At 64.5% G+C, this 22,330-nt stretch carries 21 protein-coding genes and 2 tRNA genes; all 23 read right to left on the bottom strand.

From position 1 onward, the window contains the following. Positions 1–14: 14 nt before the first annotated feature. Positions 15–458 carry a 30S ribosome-binding factor RbfA gene (gene rbfA, locus F579_RS0100560; protein ID WP_019024738.1) on the bottom strand — a complete coding sequence of 148 codons (444 nt, stop codon included), beginning with the start codon at positions 456–458 and terminating at the stop codon, positions 15–17. Beyond that, positions 458–3,190: a translation initiation factor IF-2 gene (gene infB / locus F579_RS0100555; RefSeq protein ID WP_019024739.1), complete on the bottom strand. Its 2,733-nt coding sequence runs from the start codon at positions 3,188–3,190 to the stop codon at positions 458–460. The genes rbfA and infB overlap by 1 nt, the downstream gene beginning before the upstream one ends. Positions 3,191–3,270: 80 nt before the next feature. Then, positions 3,271–4,758 carry a transcription termination factor NusA gene (gene nusA / locus F579_RS0100550; RefSeq protein WP_012982137.1) on the bottom strand — a complete coding sequence of 496 codons (1,488 nt, stop codon included), beginning with the start codon at positions 4,756–4,758 and terminating at the stop codon, positions 3,271–3,273. Between the two features lie 59 nt (positions 4,759–4,817). After that, positions 4,818–5,273, bottom strand: a complete 456-nt coding sequence (rimP, locus tag F579_RS0100545; RefSeq protein WP_012982136.1) for a ribosome maturation factor RimP — start codon at positions 5,271–5,273, stop codon at positions 4,818–4,820. Positions 5,274–5,474: 201 nt separating this feature from the next. Further along, a tRNA-Met gene (locus tag F579_RS0100540) sits at positions 5,475–5,551 on the bottom strand. 99 nt (positions 5,552–5,650) lie between these two features. Further along, positions 5,651–5,995: a DUF2818 family protein gene (locus tag F579_RS0100535; protein ID WP_019024740.1), complete on the bottom strand. Its 345-nt coding sequence runs from the start codon at positions 5,993–5,995 to the stop codon at positions 5,651–5,653. A 3-nt stretch (positions 5,996–5,998) separates the two neighbouring features. After that, positions 5,999–7,447, bottom strand: coding sequence for an NADH-quinone oxidoreductase subunit NuoN (nuoN, locus tag F579_RS0100530; RefSeq protein WP_012982134.1), 1,449 nt, complete (start codon positions 7,445–7,447; stop codon positions 5,999–6,001). 13 nt (positions 7,448–7,460) lie between these two features. Continuing rightward, positions 7,461–8,975 (bottom strand): NADH-quinone oxidoreductase subunit M, encoded by a 1,515-nt coding sequence (locus tag F579_RS0100525; RefSeq protein WP_012982133.1) that lies wholly within the window; start codon positions 8,973–8,975, stop codon positions 7,461–7,463. Between the two features lie 52 nt (positions 8,976–9,027). Next, positions 9,028–11,037: an NADH-quinone oxidoreductase subunit L gene (nuoL, locus tag F579_RS0100520; RefSeq protein ID WP_019024741.1), complete on the bottom strand. Its 2,010-nt coding sequence runs from the start codon at positions 11,035–11,037 to the stop codon at positions 9,028–9,030. Positions 11,038–11,043: 6 nt separating this feature from the next. After that, a complete protein-coding gene (nuoK, locus tag F579_RS0100515) occupies positions 11,044–11,349 on the bottom strand; it encodes an NADH-quinone oxidoreductase subunit NuoK (protein WP_012982131.1) in 306 nt (101 codons plus the stop codon). Between the two features lie 102 nt (positions 11,350–11,451). Further along, the gene (locus F579_RS0100510) at positions 11,452–12,105 is read right to left on the bottom strand and encodes an NADH-quinone oxidoreductase subunit J (protein WP_012982130.1); all 654 of its coding nucleotides are present in this window, start codon (positions 12,103–12,105) and stop codon (positions 11,452–11,454) included. Between the two features lie 15 nt (positions 12,106–12,120). After that, positions 12,121–12,609, bottom strand: coding sequence for an NADH-quinone oxidoreductase subunit NuoI (gene nuoI, locus F579_RS0100505; protein WP_012982129.1), 489 nt, complete (start codon positions 12,607–12,609; stop codon positions 12,121–12,123). A 10-nt stretch (positions 12,610–12,619) separates the two neighbouring features. Further along, a complete protein-coding gene (gene nuoH, locus F579_RS0100500; protein ID WP_012982128.1) occupies positions 12,620–13,684 on the bottom strand; it encodes an NADH-quinone oxidoreductase subunit NuoH in 1,065 nt (354 codons plus the stop codon). Between the two features lie 13 nt (positions 13,685–13,697). Continuing rightward, positions 13,698–16,094 carry an NADH-quinone oxidoreductase subunit NuoG gene (gene nuoG / locus F579_RS0100495; RefSeq protein WP_019024742.1) on the bottom strand — a complete coding sequence of 799 codons (2,397 nt, stop codon included), beginning with the start codon at positions 16,092–16,094 and terminating at the stop codon, positions 13,698–13,700. 32 nt (positions 16,095–16,126) lie between these two features. After that, positions 16,127–17,407 carry an NADH-quinone oxidoreductase subunit NuoF gene (gene nuoF / locus F579_RS0100490; RefSeq protein WP_012982126.1) on the bottom strand — a complete coding sequence of 427 codons (1,281 nt, stop codon included), beginning with the start codon at positions 17,405–17,407 and terminating at the stop codon, positions 16,127–16,129. A 1-nt stretch (position 17,408) separates the two neighbouring features. Beyond that, a complete protein-coding gene (gene nuoE / locus F579_RS0100485) occupies positions 17,409–17,939 on the bottom strand; it encodes an NAD(P)H-dependent oxidoreductase subunit E (protein ID WP_018141819.1) in 531 nt (176 codons plus the stop codon). Continuing rightward, a complete protein-coding gene (locus tag F579_RS0100480) occupies positions 17,939–19,192 on the bottom strand; it encodes an NADH-quinone oxidoreductase subunit D (RefSeq protein ID WP_018138276.1) in 1,254 nt (417 codons plus the stop codon). The genes nuoE and F579_RS0100480 overlap by 1 nt, the downstream gene beginning before the upstream one ends. Beyond that, complete coding sequence (locus F579_RS0100475; protein WP_019024743.1) at positions 19,185–19,904, bottom strand: NADH-quinone oxidoreductase subunit C; 720 nt, start codon at positions 19,902–19,904, stop codon at positions 19,185–19,187. The genes F579_RS0100480 and F579_RS0100475 overlap by 8 nt, the downstream gene beginning before the upstream one ends. A 17-nt stretch (positions 19,905–19,921) precedes the next feature. Then, on the bottom strand, positions 19,922–20,398 hold the full coding sequence (locus F579_RS0100470; protein ID WP_012982122.1) for an NADH-quinone oxidoreductase subunit B family protein: 477 nt from the start codon (positions 20,396–20,398) through the stop codon (positions 19,922–19,924). Then, positions 20,389–20,745, bottom strand: a complete 357-nt coding sequence (locus tag F579_RS0100465; RefSeq protein WP_012982121.1) for an NADH-quinone oxidoreductase subunit A — start codon at positions 20,743–20,745, stop codon at positions 20,389–20,391. Before F579_RS0100465 ends, F579_RS0100470 begins: the two co-directional genes overlap by 10 nt. 264 nt (positions 20,746–21,009) lie before the next feature. Beyond that, positions 21,010–21,094, bottom strand: a tRNA-Leu gene (locus F579_RS0100460). Between the two features lie 26 nt (positions 21,095–21,120). Beyond that, on the bottom strand, positions 21,121–21,501 hold the full coding sequence (gene secG / locus F579_RS0100455) for a preprotein translocase subunit SecG (protein WP_012982120.1): 381 nt from the start codon (positions 21,499–21,501) through the stop codon (positions 21,121–21,123). Then, positions 21,498–22,265 carry a triose-phosphate isomerase gene (gene tpiA / locus F579_RS0100450; protein ID WP_019024744.1) on the bottom strand — a complete coding sequence of 256 codons (768 nt, stop codon included), beginning with the start codon at positions 22,263–22,265 and terminating at the stop codon, positions 21,498–21,500. Before tpiA ends, secG begins: the two co-directional genes overlap by 4 nt. Positions 22,266–22,330 lie beyond the last annotated feature (65 nt).

Raw genomic sequence — 22,330 nt, 5'->3', positions numbered from 1 at the left:
GGAACCGGCCGGGATCAGGCCTCGCGGCCCGGGTCCTTCGGGTACGCGGACCCGCCCTGATCACCGCTGTCGGGCCCATCCGAGTCGGCGTGATGCGCACGGTCCTCGGCCAGGGCCTGGTCGATCAGGGAGGACATGCGGGCCCCGCGCTCCGGCGTGTCGTCGTAGACAAACCGCAACTGGGGAACGCTGCGCAGCCGCATGCGCTGACCCAGTGCACGGCGCAGAAACCCTGCCGCGTGATTCAGCCCCTGCTGCGCCTCGCGGCCCTTCTCCTCGCCACCCAGCTGGGTAAAGAACACCTTGGCATGGGCGAGATCCCGCGAGACCTCGACATCCGCCAGCGTGATCATTCCCACGCGCGGGTCCTTGACCTCCAGACGGATCAGCTCCGCCAGCTCGCGCTGGATCTGATCCCCGACCCGGTCGGAACGGTGGAAGTCGCGATTCCCGGGCATCAGAGGCTCCGAGCCACCTCGACGCGCTGGAAGACCTCGATCTGGTCACCGGCCTTCACGTCGTTGTAGTTCTTCACCGCGATACCGCACTCGGTACCGGCCTTGACCTCGTTCACGTCATCCTTGAAGCGGCGCAGGCTCTCCAGCTCGCCCTCGTAGATCACCACGTTGTCGCGCAGCACGCGGATCGGGTTGCCCCGCTTGACCGCACCCTCGACCACGAGACAGCCGGCGACCTGGCCAAAGCCGGAGGCCTTGAACACGTCACGCACCTCGGCCAGGCCCACGACCTCTTCGCGGATCTCGGCCGACAGCAGGCCCGACAGCGCTTGCTTCACATCGTCAATCGCCTCGTAGATCACCGAGTAGTAGCGCACGTCGATCTCGTTCTCGGCGGCCAGGCGCTTGGCACCCGCATCGGCACGCACATTGAACGCGATCACGATCGCCTCGGAGGCCATCGCCAGGTTGAGGTCGGACTCGGAGATTCCGCCGACACCGGCGGAGACCACCTTCACGCGGACCTCGTCGGTGGACAGCTTGATCAGCGACTCGCGCAGGGCCTCGGCCGACCCTTGCACATCCGCCTTGATCAGGATGTTTACGGTCGCAATCTCGCCTTCCTGCATCTGGTTAAAGATGTTCTCCAGCTTGGCGGCCTGCTGCGCGGCCAGCTTGCGCTCGCGCTGCTTGGCGTCGCGGTGCTCGGCGACCTCGCGGGCGGTCTTGTCGTCCGCAACCACCAGCACCTCGTCCCCGGCCTCCGGCACACCGGACAGACCCAGGACCTCGACCGGCATGGACGGGCCGATCTCCTTCACCGACTTGCCGGTGTCGTCGAACATCGCTCGTACGCGACCGTATTCCTTGCCCGAGAGCAGGATGTCGCCATGCTTCAGCTTGCCGGACTGGACCAGGATGGTTGCCACCGGACCACGCCCCTTGTCCAGGCGCGACTCGATCACCACCCCGCGGGCAGGGCCCTCGTCCGGGGCCTTCAGTTCCATCACCTCGGCCTGCAGACCCAGGGCCTCCAGCAACTGGTCGATGCCCTCGCCCGTATGCGCAGAGACATTGATGAACTGCGTATCGCCGCCCCAGGCCTCAGGGATCACCTCGTGCTGGGCCAGATCGTTCATCACGCGCTCGGGTTCGGCCTCCGGTTTGTCGATCTTGTTGACCGCGACCACCATCGGGACGCCCGCCGCTTTCGCGTGCTGGATCGCCTCCAGCGTCTGCGGCATCACGCCGTCATCCGCTGCCACCACGAGGATCACGATGTCGGTGGACTGGGCACCACGGGCACGCATCGCGGTAAACGCCGCATGCCCCGGGGTATCCAGGAAGGTCACGCCGTCGTGGCCGTTGTCGACGTGGTAGGCACCGATGTGCTGAGTAATACCCCCAGCCTCGCCGGATGCGACCTTCTCCTTGCGGATGTAGTCCAGCAGCGAGGTCTTGCCGTGGTCGACGTGACCCATCACGGTGACGACCGGTGGACGCGGTTTGGCCTCGGCCGTCTGCTCCAGACCGGTGTCGATCTCGTCCTCGACCGAGGTCTCCTTCGCGGCGACCGGCGTATGCCCCATCTCCTCGACCACCAGCATCGCGGTGTCCTGGTCGATCGACTGGTTGATGGTCGCCATCACGCCCATACCCATCAGGGCCTTGATCAGCTGTGGCGCCTTGATCGCCATCGCCTGAGCCAACTCGGAGACCGTGATCGTCTCCGGCACCTCGACCTCGCGGACAACCGGCGCGGTCGGCTTGGCAAACCCATGTTTGCTGGCAACGGCCTGCGCGGCGGCGGACTGCGCCTTGCGACCCTCGCCCTTCTTGCGCCGACCACGACGATCCCCAGCGACATGCAGCTCTTTGCGGTCGTCCTTGCGCGTCTTGCGGCCTTTGCCCGCGCCGGCCGCGGTCTTGCCCGCTTCGGCCTCGGCGGCGGCCTGACGCTGGGCCGCCTCGCGCTCGAGGCGTGCCTGTTCTTCTTTCTCGCGCTTGGCCTCCTGGGCCTCCAGTTCCTTCTGGCGGCGTTTCTGGCGCTCGCCGCGCTCGACCTCTTCCTGCTTGCGCGCCTCCAGCGCCTTGCGCTGGGCATCGCGTTCGGCCTCGACCTGCAAGGCCAGTTGTTCGGTCCGGCTCAGCGGGCGCTTCGGCTTGGCCGGGGTCGGCTCGGGCTCGGCTTCGGGCTCGGGCTCGGGTGCTTCGGCCTCTTCGCTGGCCTCCGCCTCAACGGGTTCTTCCGCAGCAGCCTCGACTTCCGGGGCGGCGGGTTCCTCGACCTCGGGTTCCTCCGGCTTGGACTCCTCGGCCACCGGCTCGGCCGGGACTTCCTTCGGAGTCGGGGCCGGTTCGGCGCTCGGCTCGGGGGTCGGCGCGGCTTCGCCCTCGAGCGGGGCTTCGGCCGGGGCCTCGACGGCTTCCTCGGCTGGCTTGCGCTTGATGGTGCGCTTCTTGCGCACCTCCACATTCACCGTCTTGGAGCGTCCGGGACCCGAGCTCACCTTCAGGGTCTGGGCCTGCGCGCGGCGCTTGAGCGTCACCCGGCCGCCCTCACTCTCCCCGTGCGACTGCCGGAGGTGATCGAGCAACTTGCGCTTCTCGGCATCCGTGATAGCCGCTTCCGGGCCATCCACCTCGACGCCCGCCTCCTTGAGCTGCTCCATGAGGCGGTCTACTGGCTTCCCAACCGATTCCGCGAATTGCTGCACTGTCATTTGCGCCATGGCGCCTTACCTCCATTCCATATTCTTTTCAGGCCAGCCGACGGCCTGTCACACGGGCTTCGCGATTCTTCGTCCGGGGGTTATTCCCCGGTTTCAAACCACGGGGCGCGCGCCGTCATAATCAGCTCGGACGCCTCTTCCGTGCTCAATCCGGTCATTTCGACCACGTCGTCGGCTGCCTGCTCCGCGAGGTCTTCCATGGTGCAGACACCATGCGAGGCCAGCTTGTTGGCCACGCCCTGGGTCATGCCGTCCATGCTCAGCAGATCCTCGGCAGGCTGGTAGTTTTCGCCGCCCGCGATCGCGCGGGTCAGCAGGGCGTCGCTGGCACGGTTGCGCAGCTCGGCCACGATGTCCTCGTCGAACTCCTCGATCGCCAGCAGTTCGGCCTCGTCGACATAGGCCACCTCGTCCAGCGTGCTGAACCCTTCCTGCACCAGGATGCCGGCCACTTCCTCGTCCACATCCAGTGCCTCCATGAAGAAGGTCACCAGCTGCTGGGCCTCGGCCTCGCTTTTCTCGGCCGCCTGCTCCTCGGTCATCACGTTCAGCTCCCAGCCGGTCAGCTGGGAAGCCAGGCGGATATTCTGCCCGCCGCGACCGATGGCCAGGGAGAGCTTGTCCTCCTCGACTGCGATGTCCATCGACTGCTTGTCCTCGTCGACCACGATCGACAGGACCTCGGCCGGGGACATCGCGTTGATCACGAACTGGGCCGGATTCTCGTCCCAGACGATGATATCGATGCGCTCGCCGGCCAGCTCGTTGGACACCGACTGCACACGTGAACCGCGCATGCCGACGCAGGCACCGACCGGGTCCAGGCGCGGGTCGTTGGAGCGCACCGCGATCTTCGCGCGCTGGCCCGGGTCACGCGCCGCGCCCATGATGTCGATGATCTCCTGCCCGACCTCCGGCACTTCGAGCTTGAACAGCTCGATCAGGAACTCCGGCGCGCTACGGCTCAGGATCAACTGCGGCCCACGCGCGTCGGGACGGATCTCCTTGAGATAGCCGCGCAGGCGGTCATTGGTGCGCACGGTCTCGCGCGGGATCATGTGTTCCCGCGGGATCAGGGCCTCGGCGTTGTTGCCAAGATCAACGTAGGTGCCGTTGCGGTCGGTGCGCTTGACGATACCCATCACCAGCGTTCCCACGCGGTCCTGGTACTCCTCGACCACCTTGGCGCGCTCGGCCTCGCGCACCTTCTGCACGATCACCTGCTTCGCGGTCTGCGCGGCGATACGGCCGAAATCCACGGCCTCCACCGGCTCCTCGATCACGTCACCGACCTGCGCATCGGGGTTCTTCTGCTGCGCGTAGGAGAGCAGGATCTGGTACTCCGGGGACTCGAACTCGGGGTCCTCGTCATCGACCACGGTCCAGCGACGGAAGGCCTCGTAGTCACCTTCCTCACGGTCGATGCTCACGCGCACGTCCATCTTGCCGCCGTGGTACTTGCGGGTCGCCATGGCCAACGCCGATTCCAGGGCATCGAAAATAATGTCTTTGTCGACACCCTTCTCGTTCGCCACGGCATCCGCGACCAGCAGGATCTCCTTGTTCATCTCTTGTCTCTCCGCACCTCGGCGGTTACCCGCCGATTCAACAAAAACCGCGCACCGGTCTACAGCTGTTCCAGGACCCGCGCATTGTGGATAGCGTTCAACGGCAACTCGTAGCCCGTGCCGTCGACCTCGACTTCGATCATCTCCTCGTCCACGCCAATCAGCGTGCCGCGGTAGTTCCGCCGCCCGTGTTCCGGCCAGCTCAGGCGTACCTTCACCGGGTGGCCGATATAGCCCCGGTACTGATCGGGCGTGAACAGCGGCCGCTCGATACCCGGACTGGAGACCTCCAGGGTGTAATTGCCGCGCAGGGCCTGTTCGACCTCGAGCACCGCACCGGCCTGTTCGCTCACCAGCGCGCAGTCATCCACCGTCACCCCTTCCGGACTGTCGATGTAGATGCGCAGCATCACGGGCTTGGAACCGGGGTGGTACTCCAGCCCCCAAAACACAAACCCCTGCCCCTCGACCACCGGGGCCAGCAGTGTCTTCAATTGTTCGGGCTTTTCCGCCACGTGACTCCACTCGGAACGTTTGACGAACCGGCCCTTTCCGGGGTCCGGAAACAAAAAAAGGGCGATAAACGCCCCTCGAACACCTCAGCGATGACCGCAGCCAGTCGTACTGACTGCTTGGCGCGCGGGAGCGCAGCCCGGCAAGACCGTCACAACGGACCTGCCTAACAAAAAGGCCCCATATGGGGCCTCTCTGAAAATTGGTAGCGGGGGCAGGATTTGAACCTGCGACCTTCGGGTTATGAGCCCGACGAGCTGCCAGACTGCTCCACCCCGCATCCGAGACGCGAAACTATAGCAAAGAGGGTTGGGCCCTGCAAGGAAAAGCGCGAGATTTTTCCCGACCCGAAGGCCCCTCGCGCAGCCGGCCGATTCCCTTACCGCGAGCGGTGTGCACGAGTCCGAAGGTGCTGCCGGAGATCATAGCGCCAGATGTACCCGGGCAGCGCGAAGACCGCGAACAGCGACAGGGTGATCACATAGAACTCCCATCCCTGCGCATGGATGCCGCCGGTGGCCTGAAACTCCAGGCCCTTTCCAATCAGGCCCACCAGCAGATAAAGCCCGGCCCATTCGAAGATACGGGTCCAGGGACCCTTCACGCCACTGGCCGGCAGGACCATCAGGCCGATGCGCTCGGTGAGCCAGGGCAGGTTCGCCGAGATAAAGGCGACTACGACAAAACCCCAGACCAGAACTTCAAACGGAATCCACTGTGTCACGACTTAGCCCATGATTGCGTAGTGGGTGACAGACAACAGCAGGCCCGGAAAAATTCCAAGAAGCAGCACTGCCAGCCCGTTAATGCTGAGCGCGGCGGCAAGCGCGCCAGAAGGCTGAATCGGCTCCTTCGCGTCTTCCTGCGGGTCGTCGAAGAACATCATCTTGACCACGCGCAGGTAGTAGAAGGCTCCAATGATCGAGAAGATCACGGCAACAATCGCCAGCCAGACCAGATCCGCACCCACCGCGGCCTGGATCACCGCGAGCTTCGCGTAGAAGCCGACCGTCGGCGGCACCCCGGCCATCGAAAACAGCAGCAGCAGCATGATGAACGCGAACCAGGGGTTGCGCTTGGCCAGGCCCTTGAAGTCATCGATCTGGTCCGCCTCATAGCCCTTGCGCGACAGGAACACGATCATGCCGAAGCCACCGGCCGCGGTGATCGCATAGACGATCACGTAGAACATCGCCGAGGCGTAGCCGCTGTCGGTCCCGGCCAGGATGCCCATGAACACGAAACCAACATGGGCGATGGTCGAGTAGGCCAACATGCGCTTGATGCTGGTCTGCGCGATCGCGATCACGTTGCCCACCGCCAGCGACAGCACGGCCAGGATCACGAACATGCCCTGCCAGTCGGCATGCATCGGACCCATGCCCTCCACCAGCAGGCGCATCAGGAAGGCGAATGCGGCGATCTTCGGCGCAGTCGCGATGAATAGCGTGACCGCCGTCGGGGCGCCGTCGTAGACGTCCGGCACCCACATGTGGAACGGCACCGCCCCCAGCTTGAACGCGATCGCGACCACCAGGAACACCAGACCAAAGACCAGCGGGATGTTGAGGCTCTCGTCCGCGGCTGTCAGCTCGGCGGCAATGACCGCGATATCCAGCGAGCCGGTCATGCCGTAGATCATGGACATGCCGTAGAGCAGCAGACCGGAGGCCAGCGCGCCCAGCACGAAGTACTTCATCGCCGCCTCGGTCGCGCGGGTGTTGTCGCGCCAGAACGCAACCAGCGCATAGGACGACAGCGACAGCAGCTCCAGCCCCAGGTACAGCGTCAGCAGGTTGTGCCCGGAGATCATGATCATCATCCCGAGAACGGCGAACAGGCCCAGGATGTAGAACTCGCCCTTGTGGATCCCGCGTTCCATCAGGTACGGACGTGCATACAGGAACACCAGGAAGCTGGTTACGTAGACCGCCACCTTCAGGATGTCCGCCATCGGATCCTTCACGAAGCTGTCCGAGAAGGTCAGCACCGTCTCCGGACCCATCATCCACAGGGTCAGACCGGCGGCCGCGACCAGGGTCGCCTGCACCAGGCCGTAGGTGATGTCGCGCCGCGAATCCGGCAGGAACGCGTCGATCACCAGGATCAGGCACGCCATCCCGAGCACGAACATCTCGGGCACGGCGGGGAGGAAGTTGGGGATCTCGAAAGTCATGTCAGGCGTCCGTTCAGAGCTTCGAGTGCGCGATATGCGCCACGAGGTGGTCGATGGTCGCGTTCATCACATCCAGCAGCGGCGCCGGCCACACACCCAGCAGCAGGGTAAAGAAGGCCAGCACGCCCATCAGGAAGAACTCGCGGCGGTTCATGTCGGACAGACCAGCCACGTTGTCGTTGGCCACCGCGCCGAAGATCACGCGCTTGACCAGCCACAGGGTGTAGCCCGCCGCCAGGATCAGCGTGGTCGCGGCCAGGAAGGCGATCCAGAAGTCCGCCTTGAACGCGGCGAGGATGACCATGAACTCGCCGACGAAGCCGGAGGTGCCCGGCAGGCCGGTGTTCGCCATCGCGAACAGCACGAAGAATGCGGCAAACCAGGGCATGGTGTTCACCACACCGCCGTAGTCCGAGATCTGCCGGCTGTGCAGACGGTCGTACAACACACCGACCGCAAGGAACATCGCCGCGGAGATAAAGCCGTGCGAGATCATCTGCACCATGCCGCCGGCGATACCCAGCGAGGCGCCTTCCCAGTCACCGGTATTGCGGTAGATGTAGAACGCGAGGAAGAAGCCCAGGGTCACAAAACCCATGTGCGCGATCGACGAATAGGCGATCAGCTTCTTCATGTCGCTCTGGATCAGCGCCACCAGGCCGATGTACACGATCGCGATCAGCGACAGCACGATCATCAGCGTATCCAGCACCGCCGAGGCATCCGGGGTAATCGGCAGCGAAAAGCGCAGGAAGCCGTAGCCGCCAATCTTCAGCATGATCGCGGCCAGGATCACCGAGCCGCCGGTAGGCGCCTCGACGTGCGCATCCGGCAGCCAGGTATGCACCGGGAACATCGGGATCTTCACCGCGAACGCCATGAAGAAGGCGAGGAAGATCAATATCTGCGCGGTCATGCCGATCTGCAGGGCATGGAAGTCCTGGATCAGGAAGCTGCCGGACTGGATGTACATCCAGATCAGCGCGACCAGCATGAACACCGAACCCAGGAAGGTATAGAGGAAGAACTTGATGGTCGCATAGACGCGCCGCGGCCCGCCCCAGATCCCGATCACCAGGAACATCGGAATCAGCATCGCCTCGAAGAACACGTAGAACAGCACCGCGTCCATCGCCGCAAACATGCCGATCATCAGGCCTTCCATCACCAGCATCGCCGACATGTAGTAGGCGATCCGATCCTTCACCGACTCCCAGGCGGCAATGATCACGATTACGGTGATCAGCGTGGTCAGCAGGATCAGCGGCATGGAGATGCCGTCCACGCCCAGGTGGTAGTTCACGTTGAACGCGGGGATCCACGAGGCCAGTTCCTGGAACTGCATCTCCGCGGTGCCACGTTCGAACGCGAACCACAGCGGCAGACTGGCCACAAAGGTCGCGACGGCCACCGCGAGCCCGAGCCGCCGCGCCACATGGGGCGCATCGCGCCCGGCGGCAAGCACCAGGAAGCCGCCGAGAATCGGCAGCCAAATCAACAGACTCAAGATAGGCCAGTCAGCAAACATGGTCGTTCCTTGAAACAGCGATGGGCTTCGAGCGCATGGGTGTCGAAGCCGCTCAGATCACGAAGGCGAACATCAGGACCAGCAGGCCGATGATCATCACGAACGCGTAGTGGTAGAGGAAGCCGGACTGCATGTGGCGGATGCGCGCCGAGATCCAGCCCACCGAGCGCGCGGTGCCATTGACCAGCAGCCCGTCGATGATCAGCGCATCACCATAGCGCCACAGCGCACGGCCCAGACGGACGGTCCCGCCTGCGAAGAACCAGTCGTTGAAGCGGTCGAAGCCGTACTTGTCCTCGAGGACGCGCACACCCAGCTTCAGGCGTTCGGCGATCACGCCCGGCAGCTCGGGCCGCTTCATGTACAGGTACCAGGCCGTGCCCAGACCGGCCATGGCGAGCCAGAACGCGGGCAGCATCAGGCCATGCAGCACGAAGCCGATCACGCCGGTGTAGGTCTCGCCCTTGGTCGCCAGCACATCCTGCTCCGGCAGCACGAACAGGCTGTCGGCAAAGAAGTCGCCGAACAGCATCGGGCCGATGAAGTAGCCGGCCACGACCGACGGGATCGCCAGCAGAATGAGTGGCACGGTCACCACCCACGGCGATTCCTTTGGTTGCAGCGGTCCGTGGTGATGGTCGTCGCCATGCTCGTCGTCGTGTTCATCGCCATGGTCGGGCATGTACTTGTGCGCCTGGTCATAGCGCTCTTCGCCATGGAACACCATGAAGAACATGCGGAACGTGTACAGCGCGGTCACGAACACGCCGGCCAGCACCAGCCAGTAGGCGAATGTCGCCCCCGGGATCTGCGAGTAGCCGACCGCCTCGATGATCGCGTCCTTGGAGAAAAACCCGGAGAAGAACGGGAAGCCGATCAGCGCCAGCGAGCCGATCAGCGCGGTCGCATAGGTGATCGGCATGTGCCGGCGCAGCCCGCCCATCGCGCGCATGTCCTGCAGGTGGTGCATCGCGATGATCACCGAGCCCGCGGCCAGGAAAAGCAGCGCCTTGAAGAAGGCATGCGTCATCAGGTGGAACAGGCCGGCGGCATAGGCGGAGGCGCCCAGCGCCACGGTCATGTAGCCCAGCTGCGACAGCGTCGAATACGCCACCACCCGCTTGATGTCGTTCTGGACGAGCCCGATCAGGCCCATGAAGAACGCGGTGATCGCCCCGATGATCAGGATGAACGACAGCGCCGGGACGGAGAACTCGTACAGCGGCGACATGCGCGCCACCATGAAAATACCCGCGGTCACCATGGTCGCCGCGTGGATCAGCGCGGAGATCGGGGTCGGACCTTCCATGGAGTCCGGGAGCCAAACGTGCAGCGGCACCTGGGCGGATTTGCCCATGGCGCCGATGAACAGGAAGATCAGCGCCAGATCCAGCAGGCCGAAGGTCCAGCCCGGCCAGATGGTTATGGTCGCCTCGCTCATCGACTGACCTTCGGCGAACACATCGGCGTAGTTCAGGCTGCCGGTGTAGAACACCAGCGCGGCGATCCCGATCAGGAACCCGAAGTCTCCCACCCGGTTGACGATGAACGCCTTCATGTTCGCGTAGATCGCGGTCGGGCGCTTGTACCAGAAGCCGATCAGCAGGTAGGAGACCAGGCCGACGGCCTCCCAGCCAAAGAACAACTGCATGAAGTTGTTCGCCATCACCAGCATCAGCATCGAGAAGGTGAACAGCGAGATGTAGGCGAAGAAACGCTGGTAGCCGGGGTCGTCCTGCATGTAGCCAATGGTGTAGATGTGCACCATCAGCGAGACGAAGGTGACGACCAGCATCATCATCGCGGTCAGGTTGTCGACCAGGAACCCGACCTCGAACTGGATGCCGTCGGAGACCATCCAGGTATAGACGGTCTCGTTGTAGACCCCGGCATCACCGAAGACGTGGGCCCAGAAGACCACCACCGACAGGATGAACGAGACCGCCACCCCGAGGATGGTGACGCTGTGCGCCCCGGTACGGCCGATCTGACGCCCGAACAGGCCGGCGATGATCGCGCCGAACAGCGGCGCCAGGACGATAAGTAGATAGATCGTATCCATGGCCCGTTATCCCTTCATTGCGTCCAGATCCTGGACGTTGATGGTTCCGCGATTACGGAACAGCAACACCAGGATGGCGAGGCCGATGGCCGCCTCGGCCGCGGCGACGGTCAGGATGAAGAACACGAACACCTGGCCCGCGAGGTCCTGAAGGAAGAACGAAAAGGCAATGAAATTGATGTTCACCGCGAGCAGCATCAGCTCGATGCACATCAACAGCACGATCACGTTTTTCCGGTTCAGGAAGATCCCGGCCACACTGATCGAAAACAACAGCGCGGCCAGCACCAGGTAGTGCTCTAGCGTAATCATGTTCTAGCCCTGAGTTCTTTCGGGGGCGCACCCGCCCCCGGTGTCCGGGTCCCGACCTCTGGCCGGAATGCCTAGTTACTCGGTTTGCCTATTTCCGGATTGCTATTTCGACGGGTCGTCCTGCTGCCCATCCGCATCGCCGCCCTGGGCACCACGACGCGGTGACTTCTTCTTCTCGGAGGCCATGGAGACCATACGCACCCGGCCTTCGCGCGACACCGCCATCTGCTGGCCCGGGTCAATCGACTTGTTGTCCGGACGCTTGCGCATGGTCAGCGAGATCGCCGCGATGATCGCCACCAGCAGGATCACCGCCGCGATCTCGAACGGATAGACATATTCGGTGTAGAGGATCGCGCCCAGGGCCTCGGTGTTGGCATATTCCGGCCCCGCACGCTCCGGCACATCCATCGTGATGTAGCGGGTGATCACGGCCACCAGCACGGTGGCCATCGCGACCGCGACCACAATCCCCACCGGCAGGTATTCGGTGAACCCCTCGCGCAGCTTGGCCAGATTGATGTCAAGCATCATCACCACGAACAGGAACAGCACCATCACCGCCCCCACGTAGACGAGCACCAGCACGATGCCGAGGAACTCGGCCTCCGCCAGCAGCCAGACCGCGGCCGCCGCGACAAAGCACAGCACCAGAAACAGGGCCGCGTGCACCGGGTTGCGCACACTGATCATCGCCAGGGCGCCGCCCAGCAGGATCGCGCCGAAGAGATAGAAAAGGATCAACTCGAAGGTCATGGGGCGTTCCCTGCGTTACCGGTACGGGGCGTCGATCGCGCGGGCTTCGGCGATCTCTTTCTCGAAGCGGTCACCAATGGCCAGGAGCTTGTCCTTGGTCATGATCTGCTCGCCCCGGTTTTCGAAGTGGTACTCGAAGATGTGCGTCTCGACGATGGAATCGACCGGGCAGGCCTCTTCGCAGAAGCCGCAGAAGATGCACTTGAACAGGTCGATGTCGTAGCGCGTGGTGCGGCGCGTACCGTCCGCGCGCTCCTCGGAATCGATCGTAATCGCCAGCGCCGGGCAGACCGCCTCACACAGCTTGCAGGCGATGCAGCGCTCCTCGCCGTTCGGGTAGCGACGCAGCGCATGCAGGCCACGGAAGCGCGGCGACATCGGGGTCTTCTCGTCCGGATACTGCACGGTGAACTTTCGGCTTAGCAGGTAGCGCCCCGTCAGACGCAGCCCCAGCAGCAGCTCAAAGAACAGAAAACTCTTCAGATAACGGCGCAACGCTTTCATCACGAACTCCTCAGGCGAACCACGGGCCGACGTTGAACGCGACCAGCACGCCCTCGACAAACAGCCAGAGGATGGTCACCGGGATCAGCACCTTCCAGCCCAGACGCATGATCTGGTCATAGCGATAGCGCGGGAAGGTGGCGCGGAACCACAAGAAGGCGAACAAGAACACCGCCGTCTTGAACAGGAACCAGTGGATGCCGTGGTCCAGCAACGCACCGATGACCGGCAGGTCAAAGGCCGCCTGCGGCAGGATGCCCTGGAACGGCGACAACCAACCGCCGAGGAACAGGATCGCGGTCAGGGCCGAGATCAGGATCATGTTCGCGTACTCGGCCAGGAAGAACACGGCGAACGCCATGCCCGAGTACTCGACGTGGAAACCAGCGACGATCTCGGACTCGCCCTCGGCCACGTCGAACGGCGCGCGGTTGGTTTCGGCAATCCCGGAGATGAAATACACAAAGAACAGCGGCAACAGCGGCAGCAGGAACCAGTGGTACATGCTGCCCGACTGCGCCTCGATGATGCCGCCCACGTTCAGCGTGCCGGCAGCCATCAGCACGCCGACCAGGGCAAAGCCCATCGCGATTTCGTAGGAGACCAGCTGCGCGGCCGAACGCAACGAGCCCAGCAGCGCGTACTTCGAGTTCGATGCCCAGCCGGCGATGATGATCCCGTACACACCCAGCGAGGTGAGTGCCAGCAGGTACAGCAGACCGGCGTTCACATCGGCCAGCGCCCCGCCCTCGAAGAACGGGATTACCGCCCAGGCGGCCAGCGCCGGGGCGATGGTCAGCACCGGGGCACTGAGGAACAGGAAGCGGTTGGCATTGGTCGGGAGGATGACCTCTTTGGTCAGCAGCTTCAGCGCATCCGCGATCGGCTGCAGCCATCCGCGCGGCCCGACCCGGTTCGGCCCGACGCGCACATGCGCATAGCCGATCACCTTGCGCTCGGCGAAGGTCGTGTAGGCCACGGCCAGCATCAGCGGGATCACGATCAGCTGAATGCCGATCAGGATCTGCATCACCGTCGGCAGGCTGCTGTAGAAGTTCATCATCCAGTCGAACATGTCTTACGTTCCCTCAGGCACGCGCGAGCGTGACCGTGGCGTTCGGGGCGCCCAACCGGCCCATGGCCGTCGAGCCCGCAAAGGTCACCGCCAGGCCCACCGGCACGGCGTCGTCCAGGATCAGGGTCAGCTCGGTCTCGGCGCCGGCCTGGCGCAGCTTCACGCGCGACCCGGTGTCAAGCCCGCCCGCGGACTCGGGATGCACGATGACGCACTCGGCCAGCTGGCCCTCGGGGCTGCTCTGGAGCGGCTCGGCGCGGCGCACGATGGCATCCGTGCTATAGAGCCCGGCCGCCTGCACGCGATACAGGTCGCCCTGCGCCGGCTCCGGAATGGAAATCTGCACCTTGTTCATGTTGACCGCGGTATCGAAATTGGCATCCGCCAGCAGCCCCTTCAGTTCGTCGCGCACCGCGCGCGAATCGAGGTAGTCCATGCCGCGCTGTTCCAGCAGGTTGCCCAGCACGCGCCAGACCTTCCAGCCGGGACGCACGTCTTCCGGCGCGCGGGCAGCGGCACGGTAACTCTGCCAGCGACCCTCGGCGTTCACGAAGGTCCCGGAATTCTCGAAGCTGGTGGCGACCGGTAGCAGTACATCGGCCACGGCTTCCAGATCGGCATTGGCATAGGCGCTCAGCGCCACTACGAAGCCAGCCTTCTCCAGCGCGGCGCGCAAGGCAACCGGATCGGCCCCGTCACGCCCGGGCTCGATGCCGGCGACCACGAAGGCGTCCCGGCCCTCGGCCAGCATCTCGGCGGCGTTCCGGCCAGCAGCCTCCAGTTCGGCCCCGGCCGGGCCGCGGTGCGGCAGCACACCGGCGAGCCAGGCGCCCGCGGCACTGGCACCGGCCGGCAGGTACCCGAGACGGGCACCGGTGTGCTTGGCGATCCAGCCGGCCAGGGCCCGCAGGGTCGCAAAGGCCGGCCCATGGATCGCGACCTGGCCCAGCAGCACGTGGCCCTGCTCGGCATCCAGCAGCGACTTCGCAATGTGTTCGAACGCGGCCCGCGTATCGGCGTCATCGGCCTCGGCGGCCTTGACGATCTTTTCCAGCTTCTTGGGCAGCGACTTGCCGGCAGCAGCCAGTTGCCCGGCCACGCCCGCCAGGGCCATCACCTGATCGCGCTCGTGGCCGACCAGCTGGGCCTGCACGGGATAAGTCAGGTCCAGCAGCATGTCGTTGATCAGGCTGACCCGCGCGCCGCGCGAGGCCGCCTTGCGCAGACGGTGGGCGAGCAGCGGCTGTTCGCGGCGCGGATTGCAGCCCACGAGCAGCACGGCATCGGCCGTATCCAGGTCGCCGATGGCCGCGCCCAGGTACGGGAACAGCGGCGCGGCCGCCTCGTCGGAGAAGTCCACCTGATCGAGCCGGTGATCGATGTCGGTGACGCCCATGCCGCGCAAGACCTTCTGCGCCAGGTAGTGCTCTTCCACCGACAGCGACGGCGACAGCAGCGCGCCGATCCGCTCGGGGGCGGTCTCCTTCAGCCCCTCGACCGCATAGCTCAGCGCCGTCTCCCAGGAGACATCCTGCCACCGACCATCCACCTTCATGCGCGGGCGGGTCAGGCGGTCCTCGGCGTACAGGCCGGTGTAGCTGAAGCGGTCGCGGTCGGAGATCCAGGTCTCGTTGACTGCCTCGTTGTCACGCGGCACCACGCGCATCGCGCGCCCATCGTGGGTATGCAGGTGGAGGTTGGAACCGACCGCGTCGTGCGGGGCGATGGTCGCGGCCTGCGACAGCTCCCAGGCGCGCGCGGTGTAGCGCGACGGCTTGGCGGTCAGTGCGCCCACCGGGCACAGGTCGATCACGTTGCCCGACAGCTCGTGGGCCACAGTCTTCTCGACATAGGTGCCGATGCGCATATGCTCGCCGCGCCCGGTCGCGCCCAGTTCGCGCACGCCGGCAATCTCCTCGCCGAAGCGCACGCAGCGGGTGCAGTGGATACAGCGGGTCATCTCGGTCTCGATCAGCGGACCGATATCCTTGTCCTTCACCACGCGCTTGGCTTCGGTGTACTTGGAGACACTGTCGCCGTAGCCCATGGCCACGTCCTGCAGCTCGCACTCGCCACCCTGGTCACAGATCGGGCAGTCCAGCGGGTGGTTGATCAGCAGGAACTCCATGGTCCCCTTCTGCGCGCGCAGCGCCAGCGGAGACTGGGTGTAGACCTTCATCCCGTCCATGACCGGGGTCGCGCAGGCGGGCAGCGGCTTGGGCGCCTTCTCGACCTCGACCAGGCACATACGGCAGTTCGCCGCCACCGACAGCTTCTTGTGGTAGCAAAACCGCGGAATGCGGATATCGGCATCGTCCGCCACGTCGATCAACATCGCGCCCTTGGGCGCCTCGATCGTGCGGCCGTCAATCTCGATGCTGACCAGATCCTGCTTCTGATCCTGACTCATGCTCGATTCCTGCTGCGGATGCGCGGGGGGCGTCAGGCGGCGTCTGCCACCGGGCTCCGACCGTGCTGGATGTAGTATTCGAATTCGTGGCGGAAGTGCTTGATGAAGCTGCGCACTGGCATGGCCGCGGCGTCGCCCAGGGCGCAGATGGTGTGCCCCTCGATCTTGCTGGCCACGTCGTCCAGGCGTTCCAGATCCTCGGGACGACCCTGCCCTTCCACGATGCGGGTCAGCATGCGGTAGAGCCAGCCGGTCCCCTCGCGGCAGGGCGTGCACTGCCCGCAGGACTCGGAGAAGTAGAACCGCGAGATGCGCTGCAGGGCCTTGACCATGTCGGCGGTCTCGTCCATCACGATCACCGCGCCGGAGCCCAGCATGGACCCGGCCTGGGCGATGGAGTCGAAGTCCATGTTGGCCTTCAGCATCACGTCGCCCGGGACCACCGGCACCGACGAGCCACCGGGGATCACCGCCTTCAGCTTGCGCCCGTTCAGTACGCCACCCGACATCTCCAGGAGGTCCTTGAACGGCGTGCCCAGCGGAATCTCGTAGTTCCCCGGCTTGTTCACATGGCCCGAGACGGAGAACAGCTTCTCGCCACCGGACTTGGGTACACCCAGATCGGCGAACCACTGCCCGCCGTTACGGATGATGGCCGGGATCGAGGCCAGCGACTCGGTGTTATTGATCGTGGTCGGCTTACCGTACAGACCGTAGTTGGCCGGAAACGGCGGCTTGAAGCGCGGCTGGCCTTTCTTGCCCTCCAGGGACTCCAACAGCGCCGTCTCCTCGCCGCAGATGTAGGCCCCGGCACCCAGCGACGGGTAGAGATCGAAATCGACCCCGGACCCGAAGATGTCCTTGCCGAGATAACCGGCGTCGTAGGCCTCTTTCAGGGCCGCCGTAAAGCGCGTGTTCACCTCGTCCATGAACTCGCCGCGCATGTAGTTGTAGCCCACCGTCGCGCCGATCGCGTAGCCGGCGATCGCCATGCCCTCGATCAGGGCATGCGGGTTGTACATCAGGATCTCGCGGTCCTTGCAGGTGCCCGGCTCGGATTCGTCCGAATTGCAAACGATGTACTTCTGGCCCGGGGTGTTGCGCGGCATGAACGACCACTTGAGCCCGGTCGGGAAGCCCGCACCGCCGCGGCCGCGCAGGTTGGAGGTCTTGACCTCCTCGATCACATCCTCGGGGGCCATCTTGCCCTTGTAGACCTTCTCCAGGGCCTGGTAGCCGCCGACGCTCTTGTAGGTCTCGAGCGAGGCCGGATCGTCCAGGTAGCGGGTCGCAAAGCAGATCTGGTTGGCCATGCTACTTCTCCAGACCGTCGAGAATCTCGTCCACCTTCTCGGGGGTGAGATTCTCGTAGTAGACGTGATCCACCTGCATCATCGGGGCGCCACAGCAGGCCGCCAGGCACTCCTCTTCCATCTTCAGGTAGAACTTGCCGTCCGGCGTGCTCTCGCCGAGCTTGATGCCGAGACGGTTCTCCAGGTGCTCGATGATCTGTTCCGAGCCGCGCAGCATGCAGGAGATGTTGTTGCACACCATGATGGTGTGCTTGCCGACCGGCTCCAGCTCGTACATCGAATAGAACGAGCCCACCTCGTACACCGCGATCGCCGGCAGGCCGAGGTATTCGGCGACGGCATCCATCTTCGCGGTAGAGAGATAGCCGTCCTCGTGCTGCACCGCGCGCAGGGCGCCAAGCACCGCAGAGCGCTTCTGGTCGTCGGGATAGCGCGCCAGCCAGGCGTCGATCTCTTCGCGCTCGTGGTCGCTGAGCTCCACCTTCTTGCCGGCGGGCTTGTGGAAGGCGACGGTTTTCTGTTCGGCAGCCATCAGCGGTCGATCTCCCCGAATACGATGTCCTGGGTCCCGATAATGGCGACCACATCGGCCAGCATGTGGCCACGCGCCATCTCGTCCAGCGCGGACAGGTGCACAAAGCCCGGCGGACGGACCTTCAGGCGATAGGGCTTGTTGGAACCATCCGAGACCAGATACACCCCGAACTCGCCCTTCGGATGCTCCACCGCGGCGTAGGCCTCACCTTCCGGCAGGCACATGCCCTCGGTGAACAGCTTGAAGTGGTGGATCAGGGCCTCCATGTCGGCCTTCATCTCCTCGCGCTTCGGCGGGGTGATCTTGTGATCCTCCAGCAGCACCGGGCCCGGGTTCTGGCGCAGCCAGTCCACGCACTGACGGATGATGCGGTTGGACTGGCGCATCTCCTCGATGCGCACCAGGTAGCGGTCGTAGCAGTCGCCGTTGACGCCCACCGGGATATCGAAGTCGAGACGGTCATACACCTCGTAGGGCTGCTTCTTGCGCAGGTCCCACTCGATGCCGGAGCCGCGCAGCATCGGGCCGGTAAAGCCCAGCTGCATGGCGCGTTCGGGATCGACCACGCCAATGCCCACGGTGCGCTGCTTCCAGATACGGTTATCGGTCAGCAGGGTCTCGTACTCGTCCACGCACCCCGGGAAGCGCTCGGTAAAGGCCTCGATGAAGTCCAGCAGCGAGCCCTGGCGAACCTTGTTCAGGTCGTCCACGACCTCCTGCGACTTCCAGGACGACGGCTGGTACTGCGGCATCGTACCCGGCAGGTCGCGCGCGACGCCGCCCGGACGGTAATAGGTCGCGTGCATGCGCGCACCCGAGACCGCCTCGTAGCAGTCCATCAGGTCCTCGCGCTCGCGGAAGGCATACAGGAACACCGCCATCGCGCCGATATCCAGCGCATGCGCACCCAGCCACATCAGGTGATTAAGGATGCGGGTAATCTCGTCGAACATCACCCGGATGTACTGTGCCCGCAGCGGGGCCTCGATCTGGAGCAGCTTTTCCATCGCGAGCACGTAGCCGTGCTCGTTGGCCATCATCGACACGTAGTCGAGGCGGTCCATGTAGCCGATGGACTGGTTGTAGGGCTTGCTCTCGGCGAGCTTCTCGGTGCCGCGGTGCAGCAGGCCGATATGCGGGTCGGCGCGCTGCACGACCTCGCCGTCCATCTCCAGCACCAGACGCAGCACGCCGTGGGCGGACGGATGCTGCGGCCCGAAGTTCAGGGTGAAGTTGCGAATCTCAGGCATTCTCGGCTCCTTCGCCCGGCTTCTCGCCCTCGCTGTAGCGATGGTCGTCGCGGATCACCTTGGGCACCAGCACGCGCGGCTCGATGGTCACCGGCTGGTACACCACACGCGCCTGCTCGGCGTCGTAACGCATCTCGACATGGCCAATCAGCGGGAAATCCTTGCGGAACGGGTGACCGACAAAGCCGTAGTCGGTCAGGATGCGGCGCAGGTCCGGATGTCCGGAGAACAGGATCCCGAACAGGTCGAAGGCCTCTCGCTCGAACCAGTTGGCCGAGGCCCAGACCTCCACCAGCGACTCGATCTCGGGGAATTCGTCATCCGCCAGCCAGGCACGCATGCGCAGACGGCGATTGTGCTGGATCGACAGCAGCTGCACAGCCACGGTAAAGCGCGGCCCGTCCCAGAGGCTGTCTTCCGGGGCGTCATCGAAGGTGAATCGCCCGGAGGTGGCCGGCTCGACCCCGCGGGAGAAACCCGTGTTGGTCGCGGACTCCGTGCCCCACTCGTCCTGGCCGTATTCGAGATAGTCCACCCCACACAGGTCGATCAGCATCTCGAAGCCGAACGCGTCACGCAGTTTCTCGGCGGACTCGCGCCACGACTCCGGCCGGATATCGACCGTGACCTCGTCATAGGCCTCGGTGACCGTCTCCAGGGCGTCGCCCAGTTCCGCCCGCAGGGCGTCGATCCAGTTGTCTTGTTCAGCCATCTGAAACCCCGGGTGCGTTAGCGCGCGATGGTGTTCGTGCGCCGGATCTTGTTCTGCAGCTGGATGATGCCGTAGAGCAGTGCCTCGGCCGTGGGCGGACAGCCCGGCACGTAGACATCCACCGGCACGATGCGGTCACACCCGCGCACCACGGCATAGGAGTAGTGGTAGTAGCCGCCGCCGTTGGCGCAGGAGCCCATGGAGATCACCCAGCGCGGCTCGGGCATCTGGTCGTACACCTTGCGCAGCGCCGGCGCCATCTTGTTGACCAGCGTGCCGGCCACGATCATCACGTCGGACTGACGCGGGCTGGGCCGGAAGATGATCCCGAAGCGGTCGAGGTCATAGCGCGCGGCACCGGCGTGCATCATCTCCACCGCGCAGCAGGCCAGACCGAAGGTCATCGGCCACAACGAGCCAGTACGGGCCCAGTTGATGAGCTTGTCAGCCGAGGTGGTGACGAAGCCCTTTTCAAGAACGCCTTCTATTCCCATTCCAGCGCCCCCTTCTTCCACTCATAAATGAATCCGACGACCAGAATGAGCAAAAACACGGCCATCGCAAGAAGCCCGAACAGGCCAATGGCATCCAGCGATACCGCCCACGGGAATAGAAATGCGATCTCGAGATCGAAGATGATGAAGAGGATCGCAACCAGGTAGAAGCGCACATCGAACTTCAGCCGCGAGTCCTCAAAGGCCTCAAAGCCACACTCGTAGGGCGAGTTCTTCGCGGCGTCGGGCTTGCGCGGCCCGACGGCCATCCCGACCACCAGCGGCACGATGCCAATCACGATCCCCACTGCGATGAACAGCAGGATGGGTAGATAACCTTCCAGCATGTCTCTCTCCCGTACACCGCCCTCGGGCGGGTCGGTTCGCAGGGTGCCGCGTGGATCCGGCGCGTCCGCGAGCCGTTCTAGCGTTGCTGGTTGAATGCACCGGTTGGTGGCCACCTCGATGGACGAGGCCGGGGCGCATACCGGGCACGGAGTCTAGGTGAACCGTGAAAACGGTGTCAAGTCTTTGTAATTTTATAAGTTACTGATTTTATTTTGTTTTGACCCCAAGCGCCGATTCTCGAACGTCGCCAGGGGCCTTTGAAATGGTGCAGATGGTGGGACTCGAACCCACACGGCTTTCGCCACTACCCCCTCAAGATAGCGTGTCTACCAATTCCACCACATCTGCCTGTCTAGGAGGCCGCGGTCGCCGGCCTATTCGGGTACGTCGGCCGGGCGATCCGAGGCCGGGGCATCCGATTCGTCGTCCCGGGGTACTGTACCGGGAATGCCTTCCGGAATATCGCCCTCCTCGCGCATCTCTTCCGCCTCGAGCTGATCCATCAGGCTTTCGGCCTGGGGCGTCGAGGAGGCGAGATAGGCCAGCGTCAGGCTGTTCACGAAGAACACCACAGCCAGAAACGCGGTCGAGCGGCTCAGAAAGTTGGCTGACCCGCGCGCACCGAACACGGTCGCGGACGCACCACTGCCAAAGGCCGCACCCGCGTCGGCGCCCTTGCCATGCTGCATCAGCACGAGGGCGATCAGGGCGATCGAGACCGCGACCTGAACGACCAGGAGCAACCCGTAGATCATGCCGCAACCCGCTCGGCCGCCGCACGGGCGATCGCGGTAAAGGCATCGGCGTCCAGCGAGGCGCCACCGATCAGCCCGCCGTCGATGTCTTCCAGCGCCAGCAGGCCTGCGGCGTTGTCCGCCTTCATGCTGCCGCCGTAGAGGATGCGCAGATCCGCAGCGACGCGCGGATCACGACCCGCCACCCGGTTGCGGATAAAGGCATGCACTTCCTGCGCCTGCTCGGGCGTGGCGGTCAGGCCGGTGCCGATCGCCCAGACGGGCTCGTAGGCGATCACGGCGCGATCGAAGGCCTCGACGCCGGCGGCATCCAGTACCGCATCCAGCTGCTCGGCCACCACGGATTCGGTGCGTCCGCCTTCGCGGTCACTCTTCTGCTCGCCGACACACAGGATCGGCGTCAGCCCGGCGGCCTGGGCGGCGATGAACTTGGCTGCCACCCACTCGCTTGACTCATTCTGGCGCTCGCGACGCTCGGAATGGCCAACGATCACGTAACGGCAGCCCGCCTCGGCCAGCATGGAGCCGGCCAGTTCGCCGGTATAGGCGCCCTTTTCCTGGTCCGAGCAATCCTGCGCACCGACCTCGATCACGCTGCCCGACAGGGTCTCGGCGATCTCGGACAGGTAGACGGCGGGCGGACACACCGCAACGTCGACATCCTGCAGGTCGCCCAGACTGCCCTTCAGGGCCGACAGGAGGGCGCGGTTCGCTTCCCGCGAACCGTTCATCTTCCAGTTACCGGCGACCAGCGGCTTGCGCATGCGGATCTTCCTCCTGCGAGAACGGTCGGATCCGCGCGGATACACGGAGTCCGATCATGATGATT

The sequence above is a fragment of the Thioalkalivibrio sp. ALJ21 genome (assembly GCF_000378605.1).
Taxonomy (GTDB): domain Bacteria; phylum Pseudomonadota; class Gammaproteobacteria; order Ectothiorhodospirales; family Ectothiorhodospiraceae; genus Thioalkalivibrio.
This window is presented reverse-complemented; position numbering and strand designations above follow the sequence as displayed.